The 18,840-nt window shown below is 70.8% G+C and carries 24 protein-coding genes and 2 pseudogenes; 11 read left to right on the forward strand and 15 right to left on the reverse strand.

All coding sequences use genetic code 11. From position 1 onward, the window contains the following. Nucleotides 1-209: 209 nt before the first annotated feature. On the reverse strand, nt 210-635 hold the full coding sequence (locus ACFWRT_RS33505) for a hypothetical protein (protein ID WP_380954267.1): 426 nt from the start codon (nt 633-635) through the stop codon (nt 210-212). Nucleotides 636-717: 82 nt separating this feature from the next. Here ACFWRT_RS33505 and ACFWRT_RS33510 point away from each other — a divergent pair, with 82 nt between their 5' ends. Beyond that, nucleotides 718-1,545, forward strand: a complete 828-nt coding sequence (locus ACFWRT_RS33510; RefSeq protein ID WP_380954265.1) for a helix-turn-helix domain-containing protein — start codon at nt 718-720, stop codon at nt 1,543-1,545. Beyond that, nucleotides 1,542-1,781 carry a DUF397 domain-containing protein gene (locus tag ACFWRT_RS33515; RefSeq protein WP_380954264.1) on the forward strand — a complete coding sequence of 80 codons (240 nt, stop codon included), beginning with the start codon at nt 1,542-1,544 and terminating at the stop codon, nt 1,779-1,781. Before ACFWRT_RS33510 ends, ACFWRT_RS33515 begins: the two co-directional genes overlap by 4 nt. A 61-nt stretch (nt 1,782-1,842) precedes the next feature. Here the strand turns inward: ACFWRT_RS33515 and ACFWRT_RS33520 are convergent, their stop codons facing one another. From ACFWRT_RS33520 to ACFWRT_RS33535, 4 genes are all read right to left on the reverse strand, one after another. Continuing rightward, nucleotides 1,843-2,433 carry a hypothetical protein gene (locus tag ACFWRT_RS33520; RefSeq protein WP_380954262.1) on the reverse strand — a complete coding sequence of 197 codons (591 nt, stop codon included), beginning with the start codon at nt 2,431-2,433 and terminating at the stop codon, nt 1,843-1,845. Then, nucleotides 2,430-4,238 (reverse strand): alpha/beta hydrolase, encoded by a 1,809-nt coding sequence (locus ACFWRT_RS33525; protein WP_380954260.1) that lies wholly within the window; start codon nt 4,236-4,238, stop codon nt 2,430-2,432. Before ACFWRT_RS33525 ends, ACFWRT_RS33520 begins: the two co-directional genes overlap by 4 nt. Continuing rightward, nucleotides 4,235-4,639 (reverse strand): hypothetical protein, encoded by a 405-nt coding sequence (locus ACFWRT_RS33530; RefSeq protein WP_380954259.1) that lies wholly within the window; start codon nt 4,637-4,639, stop codon nt 4,235-4,237. Before ACFWRT_RS33530 ends, ACFWRT_RS33525 begins: the two co-directional genes overlap by 4 nt. A gap of 92 nt (nt 4,640-4,731) precedes the next feature. Further along, nucleotides 4,732-4,857, reverse strand: a complete 126-nt coding sequence (locus ACFWRT_RS33535) for a hypothetical protein (RefSeq protein WP_380954257.1) — start codon at nt 4,855-4,857, stop codon at nt 4,732-4,734. A gap of 123 nt (nt 4,858-4,980) precedes the next feature. Between ACFWRT_RS33535 and ACFWRT_RS33540 the strand changes: the two genes are divergently transcribed. Beyond that, nucleotides 4,981-5,388, forward strand: a complete 408-nt coding sequence (locus ACFWRT_RS33540; RefSeq protein WP_380954255.1) for an NUDIX hydrolase — start codon at nt 4,981-4,983, stop codon at nt 5,386-5,388. 45 nt (nt 5,389-5,433) lie between these two features. Here the strand turns inward: ACFWRT_RS33540 and ACFWRT_RS33545 are convergent, their stop codons facing one another. Next, nucleotides 5,434-6,171 (reverse strand): SDR family NAD(P)-dependent oxidoreductase, encoded by a 738-nt coding sequence (locus ACFWRT_RS33545; RefSeq protein ID WP_380954253.1) that lies wholly within the window; start codon nt 6,169-6,171, stop codon nt 5,434-5,436. An 84-nt stretch (nt 6,172-6,255) separates the two neighbouring features. Here ACFWRT_RS33545 and ACFWRT_RS33550 point away from each other — a divergent pair, with 84 nt between their 5' ends. Further along, complete coding sequence (locus ACFWRT_RS33550; protein ID WP_380954252.1) at nt 6,256-6,867, forward strand: TetR/AcrR family transcriptional regulator; 612 nt, start codon at nt 6,256-6,258, stop codon at nt 6,865-6,867. Nucleotides 6,868-6,886: 19 nt separating this feature from the next. Here the strand turns inward: ACFWRT_RS33550 and ACFWRT_RS33555 are convergent, their stop codons facing one another. Then, entirely contained in the window at nt 6,887-7,636 is a 750-nt protein-coding gene (locus ACFWRT_RS33555; RefSeq protein ID WP_380954250.1) for a dienelactone hydrolase family protein, read from the reverse strand. A 178-nt stretch (nt 7,637-7,814) separates the two neighbouring features. Next, the gene (locus ACFWRT_RS33560) at nt 7,815-8,294 is read right to left on the reverse strand and encodes an ATP-binding protein (protein WP_380954248.1); all 480 of its coding nucleotides are present in this window, start codon (nt 8,292-8,294) and stop codon (nt 7,815-7,817) included. Nucleotides 8,295-8,730: 436 nt separating this feature from the next. Between ACFWRT_RS33560 and ACFWRT_RS33565 the strand changes: the two genes are divergently transcribed. Both ACFWRT_RS33565 and ACFWRT_RS33570 read left to right on the forward strand, forming a co-directional pair. Further along, entirely contained in the window at nt 8,731-9,066 is a 336-nt protein-coding gene (locus tag ACFWRT_RS33565; protein WP_380954247.1) for an STAS domain-containing protein, read from the forward strand. 115 nt (nt 9,067-9,181) lie between these two features. Then, nucleotides 9,182-9,562, forward strand: a complete 381-nt coding sequence (locus tag ACFWRT_RS33570; RefSeq protein WP_380954245.1) for an STAS domain-containing protein — start codon at nt 9,182-9,184, stop codon at nt 9,560-9,562. 105 nt (nt 9,563-9,667) lie between these two features. On the opposite strand, the gene ACFWRT_RS33575 is transcribed toward ACFWRT_RS33570, so the two are convergent. Further along, complete coding sequence (locus tag ACFWRT_RS33575; RefSeq protein WP_380954243.1) at nt 9,668-9,874, reverse strand: hypothetical protein; 207 nt, start codon at nt 9,872-9,874, stop codon at nt 9,668-9,670. 358 nt (nt 9,875-10,232) lie between these two features. Here ACFWRT_RS33575 and ACFWRT_RS33580 point away from each other — a divergent pair, with 358 nt between their 5' ends. Beyond that, nucleotides 10,233-10,766 (forward strand): GNAT family N-acetyltransferase, encoded by a 534-nt coding sequence (locus ACFWRT_RS33580; protein WP_380954241.1) that lies wholly within the window; start codon nt 10,233-10,235, stop codon nt 10,764-10,766. On the opposite strand, the pseudogene ACFWRT_RS33585 reads toward ACFWRT_RS33580, so the two are convergent. Continuing rightward, a pseudogene (locus tag ACFWRT_RS33585) lies at nt 10,745-10,978 on the reverse strand (hypothetical protein); the annotation flags it as partial. The gene ACFWRT_RS33580 and the pseudogene ACFWRT_RS33585 sit on opposite strands and share 22 nt — an antisense overlap. Here ACFWRT_RS33585 and ACFWRT_RS33590 point away from each other — a divergent pair. Beyond that, nucleotides 10,978-11,073 (forward strand): annotated as a pseudogene (locus ACFWRT_RS33590) (RNA polymerase subunit sigma-24); the annotation flags it as partial. The pseudogenes ACFWRT_RS33585 and ACFWRT_RS33590 overlap by 1 nt on opposite strands. 19 nt (nt 11,074-11,092) lie before the next feature. Here ACFWRT_RS33590 and ACFWRT_RS33595 read toward each other — a convergent pair. The 4 genes from ACFWRT_RS33595 to ACFWRT_RS33610 form a co-directional block, all read right to left on the reverse strand. Next, nucleotides 11,093-11,419: a nuclear transport factor 2 family protein gene (locus tag ACFWRT_RS33595; RefSeq protein ID WP_380954240.1), complete on the reverse strand. Its 327-nt coding sequence runs from the start codon at nt 11,417-11,419 to the stop codon at nt 11,093-11,095. Nucleotides 11,420-11,550: 131 nt separating this feature from the next. After that, nucleotides 11,551-12,045 (reverse strand): FG-GAP repeat protein, encoded by a 495-nt coding sequence (locus ACFWRT_RS33600; protein ID WP_380954239.1) that lies wholly within the window; start codon nt 12,043-12,045, stop codon nt 11,551-11,553. A gap of 1 nt (nt 12,046) precedes the next feature. Next, entirely contained in the window at nt 12,047-12,943 is an 897-nt protein-coding gene (locus tag ACFWRT_RS33605) for a LysR family transcriptional regulator (protein WP_380954237.1), read from the reverse strand. 67 nt (nt 12,944-13,010) lie between these two features. Beyond that, nucleotides 13,011-13,769: an SDR family oxidoreductase gene (locus ACFWRT_RS33610; RefSeq protein ID WP_380954236.1), complete on the reverse strand. Its 759-nt coding sequence runs from the start codon at nt 13,767-13,769 to the stop codon at nt 13,011-13,013. Nucleotides 13,770-14,009: 240 nt separating this feature from the next. Here ACFWRT_RS33610 and ACFWRT_RS33615 point away from each other — a divergent pair, with 240 nt between their 5' ends. Together ACFWRT_RS33615 and ACFWRT_RS33620 are read left to right on the forward strand one after the other, a co-directional pair. Continuing rightward, on the forward strand, nt 14,010-14,840 hold the full coding sequence (locus tag ACFWRT_RS33615) for an SDR family oxidoreductase (protein WP_380954284.1): 831 nt from the start codon (nt 14,010-14,012) through the stop codon (nt 14,838-14,840). Nucleotides 14,841-14,931: 91 nt separating this feature from the next. Then, entirely contained in the window at nt 14,932-17,100 is a 2,169-nt protein-coding gene (locus ACFWRT_RS33620; RefSeq protein ID WP_380954234.1) for a serine/threonine-protein kinase, read from the forward strand. 75 nt (nt 17,101-17,175) lie between these two features. Here the strand turns inward: ACFWRT_RS33620 and ACFWRT_RS33625 are convergent, their stop codons facing one another. Beyond that, entirely contained in the window at nt 17,176-17,673 is a 498-nt protein-coding gene (locus ACFWRT_RS33625) for a hypothetical protein (protein WP_380954232.1), read from the reverse strand. A 59-nt stretch (nt 17,674-17,732) separates the two neighbouring features. On the opposite strand from ACFWRT_RS33625, the gene pip reads away from it, so the two are divergent. Then, on the forward strand, nt 17,733-18,701 hold the full coding sequence (gene pip / locus ACFWRT_RS33630) for a prolyl aminopeptidase (protein ID WP_380954231.1): 969 nt from the start codon (nt 17,733-17,735) through the stop codon (nt 18,699-18,701). Nucleotides 18,702-18,840: the final 139 nt, after the last annotated feature.

The following is an 18,840-nucleotide window of genomic DNA, read 5'->3' on the forward strand; positions in this document are numbered from 1 at the left end:
AAGGTCCCCGGGTCGGTGCTGGTAACACCGCCGGGGGCCGCTCCATATGCGCACGCGTCACCCACATGCACACACAGAACGTGATGTCGCGATTACGGTACCGCAACCTGAGGACTCAGGTAGGTGCCGATCACCAAACCACCCATCTCGTACGGCAATGGCCCAGCCTGCCCGACCACTCATGGCATGACAGGGCCTGCGATCGCCGGTTACTCCTTCACCGCGTATTCCGCCCGCAACCAGGCCATCTCGTGCAGCAGCGCGACATCCACGAACGGCTCCTCCGCCGTGGGCCGCGACCGCCAGTCCAGCGGCCAGGTCGCCCCGTCCAACGCGGGCACCCCCACGAAGGCGTCCCCTCGCGCGCTCCGGCTCATCGCCTCCACCCCGGGCGGCCACCGATGCCCGGCAGCCGTACCGGGCGCGAGCAGGAAGTACATGCTGCGCTCACCGACACCCGAGCGGACGATGGGCCCGGCGTGGAAATCGGTGAACTGCATGACCTCGTACGCGATTTCCTCGCCCAGCATGCCGTTGGCCCGTACGGCGTCGAAGTGGATGCCCACGTGACGAAGGGCGTGGCCGGAGGCGGGGATCCAGGACGGCACCGGATCCAGTGAATTTCCAAGTTCCATGCGCTCAGCTTCGCGGCGGACACGTACCGTGACCAGAGTCACAAGCAGGTTGTGAACAGTGGTGTACAGACGAGGTGACCCCGTGCACTCCAGTGATCAGGCCGAGACCGCCGCCCAGATGTTCGGCCTGCTGCTCAGGCACTTCCGCGAGCGGGCCGGGCTGTCCCAGGAACAGTTGGGCAAGCGCATCGGCTACTCCAAGTCCCAAGTGGCGATGGTGGAACGGGGTGCGCGGCCACCGAAAGGCGTCTTCGTACAGCGGGCCGACGAGGTGCTGAATGCACAAGGTGCACTGATCGTCGCGGCACCGAAGCCGCCGAAGCAGACGGAGCAGCGCAATCCGCTGCCGGGCTGGTTCACACCGTTTGCGGACGAAGAAGCCAGAGCCACGGTTCGGCATGCCTACGAGCCTCACGTAATTCCCGGACTGCTCCAGACCGAAGCGTATGCACGAGCAGTTCTCGCTGGGCAGTACCCGGCTTTCGATGACGACGAGATCGAAGAGAAGCTCGCCAGCCGGTTGGCTCGCCAGAGCCTGCTCTCCCGCCGGCCCCTGCCGGACATCAGCTTCGTGCTGGAGATGGCCTCGCTCACCCGGCCGATTGGCGGCCGACGGGTTCGCAAGGCGCAACTGCACCACCTCGCGTCACTGGCACAGTTGCGGCACCTCCAGATCCAGTTGATGCCGGAGGACGTGGAGAACCACCCGGCTCTGGACGGACCATTCGTTCTTCTGGAGAACGCGGAGCGTCACCGAATGGCCTACATCGAAGGCCAGGGAGGCAGCTTTTTCGTCACCCAACAGCCCGACCTGGGGAACCTGTTCGGAAAGTATGGACTGCTGCGGGCACAGGCATACACTCCGGACAGGACCCAGGAGAAGATCGAGAAGATGGCAGAGGAACTATGAGCACCGACCTCCACTGGTTCAAGTCCACCTACAGCGGGAACCAGGGCGGCGACTGCATCGAGGTAGCTCTCACCTGGTCCAAGTCCACCTACAGCGGCAGCCAGGGCGGCGACTGCGTAGAGGTCGCCACCTGCCCCCACACCGTCCACGTCCGCGACTCCAAGGACCTCACCGTCCCCGCGCTCGCCGTCTCCTCCACCACTTGGACGTCCTTCGTGGAGTTCGCCGCGTCCTGAGCACGGCGCCGGAGGAGCCGCCCAACGGTGGGCATCGGCCGACGTCACCCGTCCCTGAAGGTCAGGGCGAGGGAGTGGCGCCCGGTGCCGGGATCTCGGCTGACCAGAAGTCGGAGCGGACGTTGGGGGTGGGGGGCTTACCTTCGTACGTGCGGCCGTTCGCCACCTTCGTTGGGGCTCCCACCTTCGACTCTTCCACGCAGGGGCTCGTGACCTGGAGAAACGCCTGCCCCCTGTAGCCGAAGCGAACTCTGATACCAAAGCCGTCCGGGGACGTGGCGTAGACCGCCGGCAGGTCCTTGCTCGGATTCACTGTCTTGATTCGATAGCCGCTCGCCTTCCAGAAACGCTCGACCACACCGAGGAAGTTGCCGCGGCGCTGCTCGGAGACGACCGTCATCACAGTCCAGTAGCGCGTCACATCGCAACTGCCGGTCGTCGTCGTGTAGTGGACCCACTCGATATCCGGCTTGATCGCCCCGACCGTCGCGTAAAGCATCGCATCAGCGCGCTCTGCCGCTCCCTGCATGTCCATGCCTGCGTTTGCTCCTCGTCCGTCCCTGGTGCCGCCCGACAGCTCGCACCCGGCGAGCAGCGCGCCGACCATGGCCACCGCACAGGCCAGGCGAATGGTCCGTGTGATGCGCTTCATCGGTGCTTCTCCCTCACGATGTCCTCAGGACGTCCGCCGACGATAGTGGCAATGTTGTCCGCCGACACATCATCCAGCTCGGGAGTGAAGTACTGGGAGTGGGCGCCGAACAGCCCAATGTCGCGGACCATCCTGGGCCCGTCGTCGACCTGGAAGCGCTGTGCTCCGAACGCCTCACTCGCCGGATCCTTACCGAAGTACACGTCGTCGTTGCCCTGGTCGAAAAGGTCACGGCCCACCTCGACCCCCACCGGGCCCCCCAGCGCCCAGCCGAGCGCCGACTCGCCCTTCGTGGGCAGGTGGGTGACCGGGTCGTTGTCGGCGGCGCCGACGAACACGTGCTCCTTGCCCACGCCGAGTTCCGTCGCCTTCTGCGCGTCCACGCCGGGGCTGCCGAGCAGGATCACGTCATCGACGCCCGGGATCCCCCCGGACTGCTTGGCTGCAGTGCCCACGGTGAGCGAACCGTAGGAATGCCCGATCGCCGTCACATGCGGGTCCTCGTTCGCGTTCGTCGCCGAGATCCCCGCCATGAACTCGTTGTACGCCGGGGCGCCTCGTTGCGCGTCACCCTTCGCCATCACGTCCACGTTCTGCGGGGCGTCGTAGCCCAGCCAGATGATCGAGGCGACGGACGGGTCCACTTCCCCGGCACCGATGGCCGTGTGCTCGGCCCGCTTCATCGTGTCCGTGACGAAGTCGTTGTTGAGCTTGGTGCCGAGACCGGGGACGTACGCCGCGACGTGCCTCGACGCATCAGGGTTCCCGTACGAGACGATCGCACGCCCGTTGCCCTCGTCCCCGATGCCCAGAAGGAACATGGGCGGGTGACTCGACTCGCTCAGTTTCCCTTGGATCACGCGGAGGGCGTCGAGCTTGGTCCTGGCATCGTCGCCGTCCCGGCGCGCCAGCTCGTCGATGAGGACCGGCAGGTAGTTCCGGTTCGCCTCGTCGCGGGCGACCGCCGGAATTCCGTCCAGCCCGCCGATCAGGTCCGGTGCGACCTTCAGGTACTCCTGTCGCTGCTCGTCGGCCAGTCCGTCCCACCACTTCTTGCGCTCAGCGGGACTCTTGTCCTCCGGAACGTCTTCGGCGAGGTGCATGCCTGCGGTGGAGCGGACGTCGGCGGTGTCCCGGGCGACGTCCCTCAGCGTGGCCGCCGTGACATCGAGGCCCTTCTCGGCCCTCAGACCGTTGAGGGTCTTCGCGTACCGGGCGTCGATCTCCCCGGCAGACCGCACTGCCCGGGCGATACGGTCGGCCACATCCTGCGCCTTCGCCGCGTTCGGGTTCACCGGCTTGAAGCCCGAGTAGCCGGGGTACAGCGACTGCTGTCCCTGCGAGCCGAGGCCGGGCGGTTCCAGCGGGAGGCGGGAGCTGCCCTGGGACTTACCGCCCGGCGCCTCCTGCTTCGTCCCGGTCGCATCTTCGACCTCGGCGGCCGGATAGCTGACGGAACCGTCCTCATGGACGGTGAAGTTCAGGGCGGCGGCGTCCGCGAGTGCCCGCTTCAACTGGTTCTGAGGCTCGGCGAGATCGCCGGCGAGTCCGTTGAGCGCTGTACGGACGAGCCCGCACTCGGTCTGCAGGTACTGGAAGTTACGGCTGAGGCGCCGGAGCCTGCCGAGAGCCGCCTCCGCGGAGTCGCTCTCCTGGGTCTCGCGTAGCTTCGCGGACATCGCGCGGTCGACCCGTACACGGTCGGCGGCCGAGCGGCCCGACACCTCGTGCCACGTATCACCCGCCTCCGTGAGATCCGAGGTCTTCAGGTCACGCAGCAGCCGCCACGTGAGGGTCGCCGTCATCGCTCCTCAGCTGTCTTGCCGCTGACGCGAATACCTTTGAAGGACTTCTCGACCGTGGTCTCCGCCTCCCCCACTTCTTTGGCCACTGTCAGCAGGGCGCCTTCGAGCTGGTCACACTCATCCCGCACCCCCTGCAGGCGGTCCTCCCAGGACTTCAGCACGCTCTTGAGAGCTGAGACGGAGCTGAGTCCGGCGACCCCCGCCCCAACACCCGCGTGGCCGCGGCCCAGCGCGGACCGGCTGGTCTCCGTCCTGGTGCGCAAGTCGCCGGCGGTGCCGGAGGCGCTCATCCAAGGGCCCTTGCTGTGCTTGAGTTTTCCCGTTCCGCCCGCGCCCGTCCCGGGATCGGAGTCCGCCGAGGCGAGCCTCATCGCGGGTCCCTCGCCGGTCGGTCCGAACATCTCCTGCCAGCGCTCCGAATGGGACACAACATTCCCCCGTCTGTCTGCGGTCCGCTTTCGCGCCTCGAAAGGCTAACGCAGGATGCGACCCTCTACGCGATCGTGAACAGGTTCCGGACAAGGGAATGGCTGATCGACGCGGCGGCCAGGCCCATCCGCTTGCGCTTGCGCACGCAGTGGCCGTGGAGAGCGCGCGCTGTTGTTCTGTCTGGGATCATGAGCAGGGTCTTCCTCCGCCCGCCCTCCCCGTTCGTGCGGCTGCCAAGGCGACTGCCCACCACGAGGAGCCCTCGAAGTGACCTCCCATCCCCCCGACTCCCTCGCCGAGAATCTGCTCACCGATGCCCGGCGGGACGGGATCGGGAAGTTCGTCGTCGGCGCGCTCATCACCGACGAGGGCGGCCGGGTGCTGCTGCTCAGGCGGCGGGCCGACGACTTCCTCGGGGGGGCTGTGGGAGCTGCCCAGTGGTGGGGTCGATCCCGGCGAGCGGCTGGAAACCGCCCTGTGCCGGGAGGTTCTGGAGGAGACCGGGCTCACCGTCACCCAGGTCACCGGACATGCCGGGAGTTTCGACTACGCCTCCCGAAGTGGGCGCAGGACCCGGCAGTTCACCTTCGCGGTCACCGTCGGGGCTACCGGGCCCATCACCCTCACCGAGCACGACGACTCCACCTGGGCCGACCCGGGGGACCTGCCGGCCGTCAGTGACGAGACGCGCGCCCTTCTCACCAAAGGGCGCGCCCGCTGACCGGGGCGGCAGGCCGGGCCGGCAGGCGGCCATTCAGGCCGTCGTTCAGGCCCGGGTGTAGCCGCCGTCGGCGAAGAGTTCCGCGCCGGTGACGAACGACGAGGCGTCCGAAGCCAGGAAGAGGGCGGCCTCGGCGATCTCCTCGGGGTCGGCCAGCCGCCCCAGCGGCACGACGGCCTCGGCGAACCGGTCGGCGTCCGTCCCTACGGCGCGCAGCAGGGACGGGGTCCGCGTGGGTCCCGGGCTGAGGACGTTGACCCGGAAACGGCGCTCCCGGGACTGCCGGGCCCAGTTGTGCACGAGGTTGCTCAACGCTGCCTTCGAGGCGCTGTAGACCTCCAGGTTCTCGTTGGGGCGCGCGCTGTTGCTTGAACCGATGACCAGCACGGACGCGTTCTCCGCCAGCAGCGGAAGCGCCTTCTGGACGGTGAACAGGGGACCCTTGATGTTGACGGCGAGGGTCAGGTCGACGTTCGCCTCGGTGTGGGCGCCGAGCATGGCGTCCGCGGCGATTCCGGCGTTGGCCACCAGCACGTCGATGCGCCCGGCCTCCTCGCCGACTTGTGCGTAGAGCGCGTCCAGGTCGGCCAGGACCGAGGCGTCGGATCGTACGCCGGTGGCGGCGGGGCCTATCTCCTTCACCGCCGCTTCGAGGCGGTCGGCGTCCCGGCCGGTCACGAAGACCCGCGCGCCCTCCCGGACGAAGCGGTGGGCGATGGCCAGCCCGATCCCGCTGGTCCCGCCGGTGATCACGGCCACCTTCTCGTGCAGCACGCCTGACATGGCGAACCCCTTCAGTTGTGGAATGGATCGTCCACAACGTAGGCAGTAATGGACGATCGAGTCAAGAATGGGTACGCTGACACCATGGCGAGACCACGCGCATTCGACGAACGCCAGGTCCTGGAGCGGGCCCGGGAACAGTTCTGGGCGACCGGCTACGCGGGAACGCGGATGGACGACATCGCGGCGGCGACCGGCCTGGGCAAGGGCAGCCTGTACGGCGCCTTCGGCGACAAGGGCAAGCTGTTCCACCGGGTGTTCGGCGACTGGTGCACCGCGGTCGTCGAGGTGGCCGAGGAGCGGCTGGCAGGTGGCCCGGACGCCGAGGCCCTCGCCCGGCTGTCGGCGTACGTCCACCTGATGGCCGAGAACACCGCCGCCGACACCGAGCGCCGCGGGTGCCTGATGGCCAAAGGCGTGGCGGAGCTGGCCCAGCACGATCCGGCGGTCGCCGGACGGTCGGCCGAGACCATGACGGCACTGCTGGCCCTGCTGCGGATGGAGATCAGCGCGGCCCAGCGCCACGGCGACCTCGACAGCGCCGCGGATCCGGAGCGGCTGGCGGCACTGCTGCTGGCGGTGGTCCGCGGTATCGAGGCGGTGGGCAAGGCCGGCCTGACCCCGGAGGCGGTGCGGAACGTTGCGGATACCGCACTGGCGGCCCTGCCCAGAGGCCGGGGAAGCGAAGGGGCGTGACCGAGATACGCGCGCGCCGTCAGTCCCCCGCCACCGGTAGGCACTCGGCGAGCAGGCCGACGACGTCGCGCCAGGCTCGCCGCGCGTGCCGTGGGTGGTAGCCGACGCCGGGAACCGTGGGGTGGTCGACCGGCGGATGGTGGAAGGCGTGCAAGGCGCCGCCGTAGACCGTGAGGCGCCAGTCGACGCCCGCGGCCTGCATCTCGGCGGTGAACGCCTCCCGTTGCGCGGGCGGCATGATCGGGTCTTCCGAACCGACCCCGGCCCACACCGGACAGCGGATGCGCGCCGCCTCGCCCGGCCGGCCCGTGGTCGTCGCGTTGACCGTCGCGATCGCGCGCAGGTCGACGCCGGCGCGCCCGAGTTCCAGCCCGACAGCGCCTCCGGTGCCGTAGCCGACGGCGGCGATCCGGTCGGGGTCGGTGCGCGGTTCGGCGCGCAGCACGTCGAGCGCCGCACGGCCGATCCCCCGCAGCCGGTCGGGGTCGGCGAGCAGCGGCAGGCAACGGGCCAGCATCTCCTCGGGGTCGCCGAGATAGCGCCCGCCGTGCAGGTCGAAGGCCAGCGTTACGTAGCCCAGTTCGGCGAGAGCGTCGGCCCGGCGGCGCTCGACGTCGCTGAGCCCCATGCCCTCCGGCCCGAGCAGCACTGCGGGCCTGCGGTCGGCACCGGCCGGGAGCGCGAGGTGCCCGATCATCGTCAAGCCGTCGGCCGGGTACGCCACCGTACGCGTTGAAATCGTCGTGGTCGTCCTCGTGGTCGTCGTCATGAGGCTGGACTGTAGGGGTCGTCCAGCCCGGTCCGGCTCGTGTTCTGCCACCGGCAGAGCGAAGGCCGATCCGGTGCCGTCGCGGCCGCATGATCCGCCGGGCCATGCCTGGGTGGCGTGATCAGGGGCAACCACGTCCATCAGGGCTGAAGCCCGACCGATGCCACCGACGTGCCTGTCAAGCCGAGGGCGTGAGGCCGATGAGGACGGTGATCTGCTTGCCGTCCGGGAGAGCGGTGACCGCGACGTGCTGTGCGAGGCGGCAGACCAGCGGCCAGCCGAACCCACCGATCCGGCCTTTCCCCCGGCTGTCGGGATCGGTGGTCACCGGTGGGCACGTACTGGCGTCCGCGACGTTCAGGATCAGTCCGTCGTCGGTGATCCACAGGTCGAAGGCAGTGAGTCCGTCCCCGTGCCGGATCGCGTTGGTGACGAGTTCCGAGGTCACCAACAACGCGTCCGCCACCACCCGAGCACCGGCTTCCCCGTCCTGCAGATCCGGAGCGCCAAGAGTCAACTGTTCCCGTACGAGGGTGCGCGCGGCAGCCGCCGTGGCGGGCAAGCCGACGCCCGGCCCCGGCAGCGGTGCCGCCTGGGCCTGATGCGGGTCACTTCCGGCACCGGCACCGGCACCAGTTTTGGCACGCTCATCTGTCATCGCACATCGCCTGCTGGCCTCCTGCCGACACGCCCAGGTCATCCCCGCTCCGGAGCATGCGGCGCTCCGGCCGGCAGGGCCCGTCCAAGGGGCTGCGGGCGGAATCCCCGGCTCTGACCGCCATGGCCGTGTAAAGGGCAGTGCCCGCCCGAGGACGATCATACGGACGGGACCCACCCGGAGGCCTGCCCCGCTCCTGCACGACCATCAGATGACGTTTCACCCGGCCGTGGGGGCCGGCCTGGCTTGTTCAGGCCGATGTGTGGGACGGTGAAGAGACAAGAGACCGAGCCGGTGCGATCCTGTGCCGACTCCTCGGGAGCCGGACGTTGCCCCCTCCACGGGCATCCGGCCCCGCCCAGGCCGCCTGGAGCCCCGCACCCGGGGCTTTTCCTCGTCCTCGGGCTCAGCAACCCCCAGAAGGGGGGCGCACCCCATGCACATCACGACCGAACTGCACGGCCGCGGCGCCACACTCACTCCGCGCGGCGCCATCGACTTCGAGAACCTGGATCAGCTCCGGGCCTGTCTCACCGGCCTCCCCGACACCGTGGCCGAAGTCATCTGGGACCTGCAAGCCGTCACGTTCGCGGACATCGCCGGACTCCACCTCCTCAGCACACCGACCGCCCCCGCGCGGGTCACCCTGACCAACCAGACACCGCAGGTCCGACACCTGCTGGAAGTAGCCACAGCCACCTTCCCGGATCAGGGATGGGACCGACACCTTCCCACCCCGGTGGGCCACGGGGCCGCGCGCACAGCGGTCTGAGGCGGACAGGTACCGACCCGCAGGTGTGACGGGATGCCGCTCCGCGGGCGCTGTTGACATGAGGTCAACATTCCGGGGTATTGGTCTGGACCACTACGAAGCGAGGGGGTATCCCATGCCCTGGCGATCCCAGGCCCGTGTCCACGTGCGCCGAGAACAGGGCGCACTGGTCGTCACCGCTTACGGTGACTTCGACGCCGACGAGCAGGACCTGCTCCCCGCCGCCTGGAACGAGGCCGACCAACAGGCCCTGCCCGTCACCGTCCTGGACCTGTCCGGCGTCACCTTCGGCGACAGCTCCTTCCTCGACGCCCTGCTCCGCGCCCGTCTGGCGCACCACGCCGCCGGCCGCCGCCTGGTCCTCGTCGGCCCCCTCCAGCCGGCCGTGACCACGCTTCTGACCGTCACCCGGGTACTGGAGCACTTCGACATCGCCGACACCCTGGGCCAAGCCCTCGGCGGCGAACCCCTCCCCGACGGGACGGCGACGGTGTGAGCCCCGGCCACGGCGCTCCACCGCCCTGACCGGCCCCCACGGCGCGGTGCGGCGAGAGGCCCCGGCGGGACGGTGTCCTGCCGGGGCCTTTCTGGGCCGGTAGCCCTACTTCACGTCGACGTGGTCGCCCGTGGCCGAGACGGCAGTGTGCCGATCGAGGACCATGAGGACCCGACCGGCTCTCCACAAGGCCACCAGGGCCGCCGACAGCGGGGCGTCCTGCGGCGGCGCTGCCTCGGCGCCCCGTGCGAACGAGATCAAGGAGCTGCCACGGCCATCGTCTGCAAGCGGTGCATCGGCGGTGTGGGCCACCTTCGGATCCTTCCCCGCGCGTGCACCGGGAGCCCTCCTCCTCCTCCTCGCGCTCCGGCGACCACAGCCTCAGGTGGCCGCCGGACGAGTGCGGGCGGGCGGAGATGCGGGCCGTCCGCCCCGGGGCGAAGATCGGGAGTACGGGGAGCAGCCCTGTTGTCCTGTTCCCGCCCTGTTCGATACAGCTGGGCTGGGGGCGGATCTCACTGCTGTCCACCGCGTCCTCCTCCCGGAGCGCCGGGCGCACGGTCACACTCCGGACGTGGAGGGCCCCCTTACCCATCAGGACATGGCCGACGACATGGCGGCCATGCGGAAAAGATCGTCGGCGGGCCGGCTCACCTGTGGAGGGTTCACGATGATCACCTGGCGTCGGCTCACCGAGGACGACTTCCCGCTGCTGATCTCCTGGCTGGAGCAGCCGCACGTCGCCCGGTGGTGGAACCATGAGACCTCGGCCGAGGCCGTACGGCACGACTTCGGGCCCGCCGTCCGGGGCGAGGAGCCCTCGGAGGAACTGCTCGCGCAACTCGACGGCACCCCGATGGGGCTGCTGCAACGGTGCCGGCTGGCCGACTACCCCGAATATCTGGTGGAGGTCGCCACGTTGATCGACGTCCCTTCCGGGGCCATGACCATCGACTATCTGATCGGTGAGCCGCACCTCGTCGGCCGGGGGCTCGGGCCGCGGATGATCCGGTCGGCCGTCCAGGCGATCTGGGACGAACATCCCGGTGCCCCGTGCGTTCTCGTGCCCGTATCGGCGGCCAACCGGGCCTCCTGGCGGGCCCTGGAGAGGGCCGGGATGCGGCGGGTCGCCGAGGGTGAGCTGGAGCCGGACAACCCCGTCGACGACCGGGCCCACTACCTCTACCGGGTCGACCGGCCCTGACCCCGATGTCCCGACTGCGCCTGCCGTGCCGGCGCCGGCACGCTGAGCCCGAACATGATGACGCCCAGCGGGACATGGACCGACGAGATGTGCGTGATGCCGACCGCCACCTGCGCCGAGGCGAGGGCCAGGAAGCCGGTCGCGTACCAGATCTGCCGAGGTGAACCGCCGCCCGGCTTCCAGGCCGGCACCGCCGCCAGGACGTACAGCATCCGACGAGGCGCCGGGGCTGGAGCTCCTGGAGCAGTCGGTCAACGGGGTGCCGGGGCTGGTGGCCCGGCGGGACGGCACCGTGATCCGTACCGCGCGGGAAAGGCGCTGTGCCGTCAGGCAGGTGCCTGGCCCGTCTCGAAGCGGCTGATGCGGTCGCCGGTGACCGTGAAGGACCAGCGCGTCCGCATCGTGCCCCACGTGTCGTTCGTGTAGTCGACGACGAGGGTGCGGCCGTCGTCCGAGGCCTGCACGACGTCCATCCGGCCGTTCGCCTGCGGCGAGAAGATCTCTTTCTCCGTCCAGGCGGCCAGGTCCCGTTCGCTGCCGTCGTCGGACATCGTGGCGTCCTCGGTGAGGACGGCGGTGAAGGCGCTCTCGTCACCCGCGTTGACGGCGGCGACGAACCTCTCCACCACCGGGTCGCTGATCGACGTGCTCATGGTGTTCCTCCTCGGTACGGAAGTGACCGGGAACGGGCGGCCCGTCCCCGGAGATCCGTACCGAGTCTCTGCCGGTCGGCCCGCCGCCGCATGTCGAAGCGGCGGCGGGCCGAGAGGCGAACATCATGCACTCAGCCCGCGAGGACCTCGCCGAAGTACGACAGACCCTTCGGCCCGCCCACCGAACCCGCGCCGAAGTTCGTCGCGCCCGTAGCCGTGATGCCGCTCTTGCCGGTCTTGAAGAGCCAGACCCCGCCCTCACCGTCGTTCTCGGCGAAGGCGCCCACGATCAGCTCGGCCCGGCGGTCCTTGTTGCTGTCGGTCAGCCGGACCGAGGCGCCGAACTGGTCGTAGGCCTCGGCGTTGCCCGGTACGCCGGCCGTGTTCTGCGTGAAGCTCTTCGCGCCGGTACCGGTCAGCCCCTCGGCCGAGCCGCGCAGCACGACGGCCGCGCCCGCGTCGTTCCTGCCCGAGACGTCCTTGCCCGGGACACCGACCGCGATGTCCGCGTAACCGTCACCGTCGGTGTCCCCGGCGGACAGGCTCCAACCGAAGCGGTCGCCCTTCGTCGCGGAGCCGGGGACCCCGGCCGTCGCCTGGGTGATACGGACCGGCCTCGCCGTCACGTCACCCCGCCGCGCCCCCGGGGAGATCCCCCACCCACCCGAGGAACACATCCCGGTCCCGGCACGTCGTGTGCGCGGGCCACAGCGCGTGGACCGGTACGTGGACCGGCGGGTCCAGGTCGACGACGTACGCCGCACCGCCCGCCGCCGGTCCCGGGGGCGCGGTGACGAAGGCGAGGCGGCCCGTCGCGGTGACGGCGGTGATGGGCGGCGTGCCCTGCACCGGGTTGCGCCGCGTGTCGGGTTCCACGCCCGCCTGGCGGCACAGGCCGATCAGGAGGTCCGTGTACGCGGACGAGCCGGACTCGCCCCACACCGTGAGCGGCTGGCCCCTCAGGTCGGCCAGGGCCACCGTGGGGCGCGCGGCGAGCGGGTGGCCGGCGGGGACGGCGACCCGGAGGCGGTGTTCGGCGATCCGGGCGCGGGTGAGCCCCGTGTCGGCGGGCATGGACCGGCTGAGCCCCAGGTCGCAGGCGCCCGTGAGGAGTTGGTCGCGCAGTTCGTCGGGGAAGAGCTGGCGTACGTGGGCCTGGATGCCCTGCTCCTCCGTACGGGCCCGGGTCAGCAGCTCCACCACCTCCTCCGCCGTGACCGCCGGGGTGTGGCCGATGCGCAGGTGCCCGGCCTGGCCCCGGCCGATGCGCCGGGCGCGCTCCAGGGCGGCGTGGGCCTGGGCCCGGAGCGCGCGGGCGTCATCGATGAGGGCCTGACCGGCGGGGGTGGGGGTGACGTGCTGGTGGCCCCGGTCCAGGAGCTGGACGCCGACGTACCGCTCCAGGGTGCGGATCGAGGTGCTCAGCGCCTGCTGGCTGAGGTGCAGCCGCTCGGCCGCCCGGGTGAACCCGCCCTCCTCGGCGACGGCGACGAGGTGCTCCAGCTTGTGCAGGTCCAGGGTCACGCGGCCTCCCCTCCTGTACGTGCGAGCGTACGTCCGGCCGTACGTCCGACCGTACGCCTGAAGACGGTCAGCGGACCGTGTAGCCGCCGTTGGCGAAGATCGTCTGCCCGGTGATCCAACCACCCTCCGTGACCAGGAACTTCACCAGCGGCGCGATGTCCTCGATCTCCGTCAGCCGACCGCCCATCGCCTGCGACTTGTGGAACTCCACGCGCTCCGGCGTCTCCTGCGGGTAGAAGAACGGCGTGTCCATCGGCCCCGGGGCCACATTGTTCACCGCGATCCCGCGCGGGGCGAACTCCTTGGCCGCCGCCCGGGTGAAGTGCTCCAGCGGGGCCTTGGCGCCCGCGTAGGTGGCGTACCCGTCGGTGAAGGCGGCGAGCAGGGAGGTCACGAGGCTGACGATGCGCCCGCCGTCGTTGAGCCGGGTACCGGCCTCCTGGAGGAAGAAGTACGCCGCCTTGGAGTTGATCGCGAACATGCGGTCGTACTCCTCCTCGGTCGTCTCCGCGATCGGCTTACGGAGGACCATGCCGGTGGTGTTCACGGCCACGTCCACCCCGCCGAAGGCGTCGAGCGCCTGGTCGAAGAGGCTGCGCACGCCCTCGACGCGGGTCAGGTCCTCCCGTACGACGACGGCCTGGGCGCCCGTGCCGCGTACCGCCTCCGCCGTCTTCTCGGCATCGGCGGCCGAGTCCTCGCCGTGGTGGTGCACGACCACGTTCGCCCCGGCCTCGGCCAGGGTCCGGCTGATGAGGCCGCCGAGGTTCTTGGCCCCTCCGGCGACGACCGCGGTCTTCCCGTTCAGCAGGTGCTGCTCGCTCATGGTGACGGTCCTCTCTCCGGCCGCATGGGTCGGTATCGGTATGCGGCGTTGATGGGTGTTCATTGCGGTTTCCGTCGTCCACGCTAGGAGCGCCCCCGCGCCCCGGGGAAACACAAAGATCGGGTCGGGCCACCAGGAAGATGGGTCACCGCAGGTCAGCGGTGGCGTGAAGGGGCCGGAGCAGCGGCCGGGAAAGTCGTTGACGTACGCGTACGGGTCACGAAGGATCGGCCCGTGACGATCAACGAGCAGCCATCGGCCACGCAGGAGCAGGCGGCCCCGGAACCGGCCACGGCACAGGCCACCGCACCCGCCCGCCCCATCGCCCTCATCACCGGCGTCGGCCGCTCCATCGGGATCGGCGCGGGCATCGCCCGGCAGCTCGCGGCCTCCGGCTGGGACATCGCCTTCACCTACTGGACGCCGTACGACCGGCGCATGGAGTGGGGCGCCGAGGACGGGGCCGCCGTGTCCATCGCGCGGGAGCTGGCGGAGGCCGGAGCCCGTACGGCGGCGATCGAGGCGGACCTGACCGGCCCCGACGCCGCCATCCGCATCTTCGACGAGGCGGAGCAGCGCCTCGGCCCGGTCACCGCGCTGATCCTCTCGCACGCGGAGTCGGTGGACTCGGGGCTGCTGGACACCACCGTGGCGGCGTTCGACCGGCACTTCGCCGTGAACGCCCGGGCCAGTTGGCTGCTGATCCGCGAGTACGGGCTGCGCTTCCGCGGCGAGCCCGGCGCGGGCACGGGCCGCATCGTCGCGCTCACCAGTGACCACACCGTGGGCAACCTGCCCTACGGCGCGAGCAAGGGCGCCCTGGACCGCATCACCCTGGCCGCAGCCCACGAACTGGCCCACCTCGGGGTGACCGCCAACGTCGTCAACCCCGGCCCGGTGGACACCGGTTGGATGAACGACGAGCTGCGCGACGCCCTCACCCGGGGCACCCCGCTCGGCCGCCTCGGCACGCCTCGGGACACCGCACATCTGGTGGACTTCCTGTGCTCGCCGCAAGGCCAGTGGGTCAACGGGCAGTTGCTGAAGAGCAACGGCGGCGCGGCGCCCTGAGCACGCCCCGGAACGCCATACCCCGCAACCCTGCCGAGTCCTGACGGAACGTCTACTGTTTGCCTGGTCCATGTAGTGCACAGGGGGTCGCATGCAAGGCGAAGACAGGTCCGGGGCGAGTGCCGGGGCGGGTGCCGGGGGCGACGGGGCGGCCGACGGCCGTGGCATTCCCGAGGACCGCGGGACGGCCGGCGGCCGTGGCGTTCCCGAGGATCGCGGGGCGGGTGACGGCCTCGGTGTCCCCGAGGACCGCTGGGCGGGCGACGGCCTCCAGCGCGCGGACGCCGGAACCGCGCAGGAATGGCCCCGCACCCCGCCGCGCGGCCCCGCACAGGGTCGCCCGCAGGTGGTGATCGAGGGCCGCTACGAGCTGCTGGAACCGATCGGCAGCGGCGGCATGGGCGAGGTGTGGCGGGCCCACGACCGGCGGCTCCGCCGCTTCGTCGCCGTAAAAGGTCTGCTCGACCGGAACGCGATGACCGCCTCCACCCAGGCCGCCGCGATGCAGCGGGCCCGCCGGGAGGCCGAGGCGATCGCCAAGATCGAGCACCCGAACGTGGTGACCGTCCACGACCAGGTCGAGACCGACAACCAGGTCTGGATCGTGATGAAGCTGCTCGAAGCCCGTTCCCTGGCCGACCTGTTGCGGGCCGAGCGGGTGCTCGCCGTCCCCAGGGCCGCGGACATCGGCCTCCAGATCCTCCAGGGCCTGCGGGCGGTGCACGCGGCGTCGGTCGTCCACCGCGATGTGAAGCCGGGCAATGTGCTGGTGCGGGACGACGGGCTGGCGATCCTGGTCGACTTCGGGATCGCCACGTTCGAGGGCGCCGCGCAGGTGACCCGGTCCGGCAGCGTCATCGGCACGCCCGCCTACCTGGCCCCCGAACTCTTCACCCCCGGCTCCCCCGGCCCCACCCCCGCCTCCGACCTGTGGGCACTGGGCGTCACCCTGTACGAGATGGTCGAGGGCGAGGTCCCCTTCGCCGGCGGCGAGGTGTGGGAGGTCCAGGAGAACATCCGGCAGACCCCCGATCCGGCCCTCCGGTACGCCGGACCGCTCGCCCCGGTGATCCAGGGCCTCCTCTTCCCGGACCCGGCCGAGCGCCTGGACGCGGCGACGGCGGAGGCGATGCTGCGGGAGGTGTTGGGCGCCCCGCTCGCCCGGAACACCACGGCGGCGGGCGCGGCGACGCACGCACCGACGGCGGTCTCGGAACCCGCACCCGACCCCGCACCCGAGCCTCTCGGCCCGCCGACGCCGGCGCCTCACCCGGCGGACGGACACCAGGCGCGCCGCCGCCACCGCCCCTGGCTGAAGGCGGCGACGGCGGTGGTGTGCGTGGCCCTGCTGGGCACGGCGGGCTGGCTGGTCGCGCAGGGCGTCGGCGACGACAGGACGGGCACGAGCGGAAGCACCACGGCCGGTTCGGGCGGTTCGGGCGGCCAGGGCGGCGGCAGCACCGGCGCGGAGAGGTGGAAGGCCGCGAACCCGCTCCTCAAGATAGGCGTCAAGGACGACCAGCCGGGCCTGAGCAAGTACGACAGGAAGACGAAGACGTACGCCGGTTACGACATCGACCTGGCCTACGCGATCGCCGGGCACCTGGGGTACGACCGCGACGAGGTCGCCTTCACCACGGTCCCGACCGACTACCGGAGCACCGCCCTCCGGACGAAGGGCGTGGACCTCGTCATCGCCTCGTACAGCATCACGCCCGAACGCAAGAGCGCGTCCCCCGGCGGCGACAGCGTCGACTTCGCGGGCCCGTACTACGAGGCGAGCCGGAGCTTCCTGGTCCGCCAGAAGTCGAGCAAGTACACGATCGAGGACTCCAGCGACCTGCGCCGCCTGGGCGTCGAGGTGTGTACGGCGAGGGATTCGACGTACGAGACGGAGCTGCCGAAACGGGGCTTCACGATGACGGAGTCCCAGCCCAACACGTACCAGGACTGCCTGGACCAGCTCCTGGACGTGACGTCGGACGTCTACGCGGTGGCCTCGGACGACATCATCCTCGCGGGCTACGAGAAGGCGAACCCGGGCAAGGTGCGGCGCCTGGAGAACATCCAGGGCGCGGAGGGCTACGGCGTGGCGATGCGCCCCGGCTCCACGGGCCTGAAGCGCGAGGTGTGCTCGGCGCTGCGGAAGATCCTGGCCGGGAAGGTCTGGGAGGAGCTGTACGAGAAGAACCTGTCGGCCCTGATGGACAACAGGACCCCACCGGGCCGGCCGGACCTGACGGAGTGCGAGGGGTACTGAGGCCGGTGGGCGTACGGGTCCTCACCGCTCCGGAAAACGCTCCGGAAGCCGCTACGGAAACGGCTACGGAAACGGCTACGGAAACCGCTCCCCGCACCGGCTGCAGAAGACCGGCGCGGGGTCCTCGGACAGCCGCCCGCACTCCGGACAGACCCGGTCCAGCATGCAGGGCCCTTCGCCGCCCTCGGACGCGGCCTCCCCACCCGGCACCTTGATGGCGAGCCCGGGCCGTCGGCGGTGGACGGTGAGATACGTGAGCCCGCCCGCCCCCGCGACCAGGGCGCGGCGGGAGGTCCGGGGCAGCCAGACGACGGTGAAGGGCCTCAGCTCAAGATCCCCGCCCCCGTCCCCGTCCCCCCTACGGACACGCCCCCCGCCCTCCAGCACGACCAGGAGCACATCGAGCACGTCCTCCCGATGCTCCCCGACCTCCGCCCCACCCGGCAGCCGCACCAGATTCGCGTCCAACTCCCGCCCCTGCTCGGCGAGATGCCACAACGCCCCGCGTTCGTCGGTGGCGGCTGAGGCGAGGATGTCGTCCAGTACGGCGAGGACCCGGGGAGTCGCGTTCACGGCGGCAAGGGTACGCCGCTGCCGTAGGGTGGCCCGTTCACCGGAAGGAGGCATGGGCAATGCGCCGGGAACCCGACGACCTGTACCCGCCGATCGAGCCGTACGAGAGTGGCCTGCTGGACGTCGGTGACGGCAACCTCGTGTACTGGGAGGTGTGCGGCAACCCGGACGGCAAGCCGGCCCTCGTGGTCCACGGCGGCCCCGGGTCCGGGTGTACGCCGCGCGCCCGGCAGTGCTTCGACCCGGAGCGGTATCGCGTCGTCCTCTTCGACCAGCGCGGGTGCGGACGCTCGACCCCGCACGCGAGCGACCCGGCCACGGACCTGCGGCACAACACGACCCACCACCTGGTCGCCGACATGGAACGCCTGCGGGAGCACCTGGGCATCACCGACTGGCTGCTGTACGGGGGTTCCTGGGGCTCCACGCTGATCCTCGCGTACGCGCAGGCGCATCCGGAGCGGGTCACGGAGGCCGTCATCGCCGCGGTCACCACGACCCGGCGCAGCGAGATCGACTGGCTCTACCGGGGCGCGGGCCAGATCTTCCCCGAGGCCTGGCACGCCTTCCGTGAGGCGGTTCCCGAAGCCACGGACCCCGGCCAGGTGGTCGCCGCCTACGCCCGCCGGATGGAGAGCCCGGACCCGGACGTGCGGGAGCGGGCCACCGCCGCCTGGTGCGCCTGGGAGGACGCGGTCCTCTCCCTGGAGGCGAACCCGGGCCCGGCCCCGTACAGCAGCCGTCCGGGCCGTGCCCAGCAGGCGCTCGTCCGGATCTGCTCCCACTACTTCTCCCACGGCGCCTGGCTGCGGGAGAACCAGCTCATCGACGAGGCCCACCGCCTGGCCGGCATCCCCGCCGTCCTCATTCACGGCCGCTTCGACCTCGGCGGTCCGCTGATCACCGCCTGGGAGCTCGACCGGGCCTGGCCGGAGGCCGAGTTGACCGTCATCGACGACGCGGGGCACCTGGGCGGGCCCGCGACCCGGCGGGCGGTGCTGGCGGCGCTGGACCGGTTCGCGCAGTAGCCGCCCACAGCCTGTGGACAGCGCGATCGGCCGCCACCCCACACGGGGCAGCGGCCGATCGGCTCACGTCGCGAGGCGCATCACCAGGCGCGTCACGGGCGAATCACCGGGCGCGTCACCGGGCGAATCACCGGGCGCG

The sequence above is a fragment of the Streptomyces cyaneofuscatus genome (genome assembly GCF_042718795.1).
Taxonomy (GTDB): Bacteria; Actinomycetota; Actinomycetes; order Streptomycetales; family Streptomycetaceae; genus Streptomyces; species Streptomyces cyaneofuscatus_A.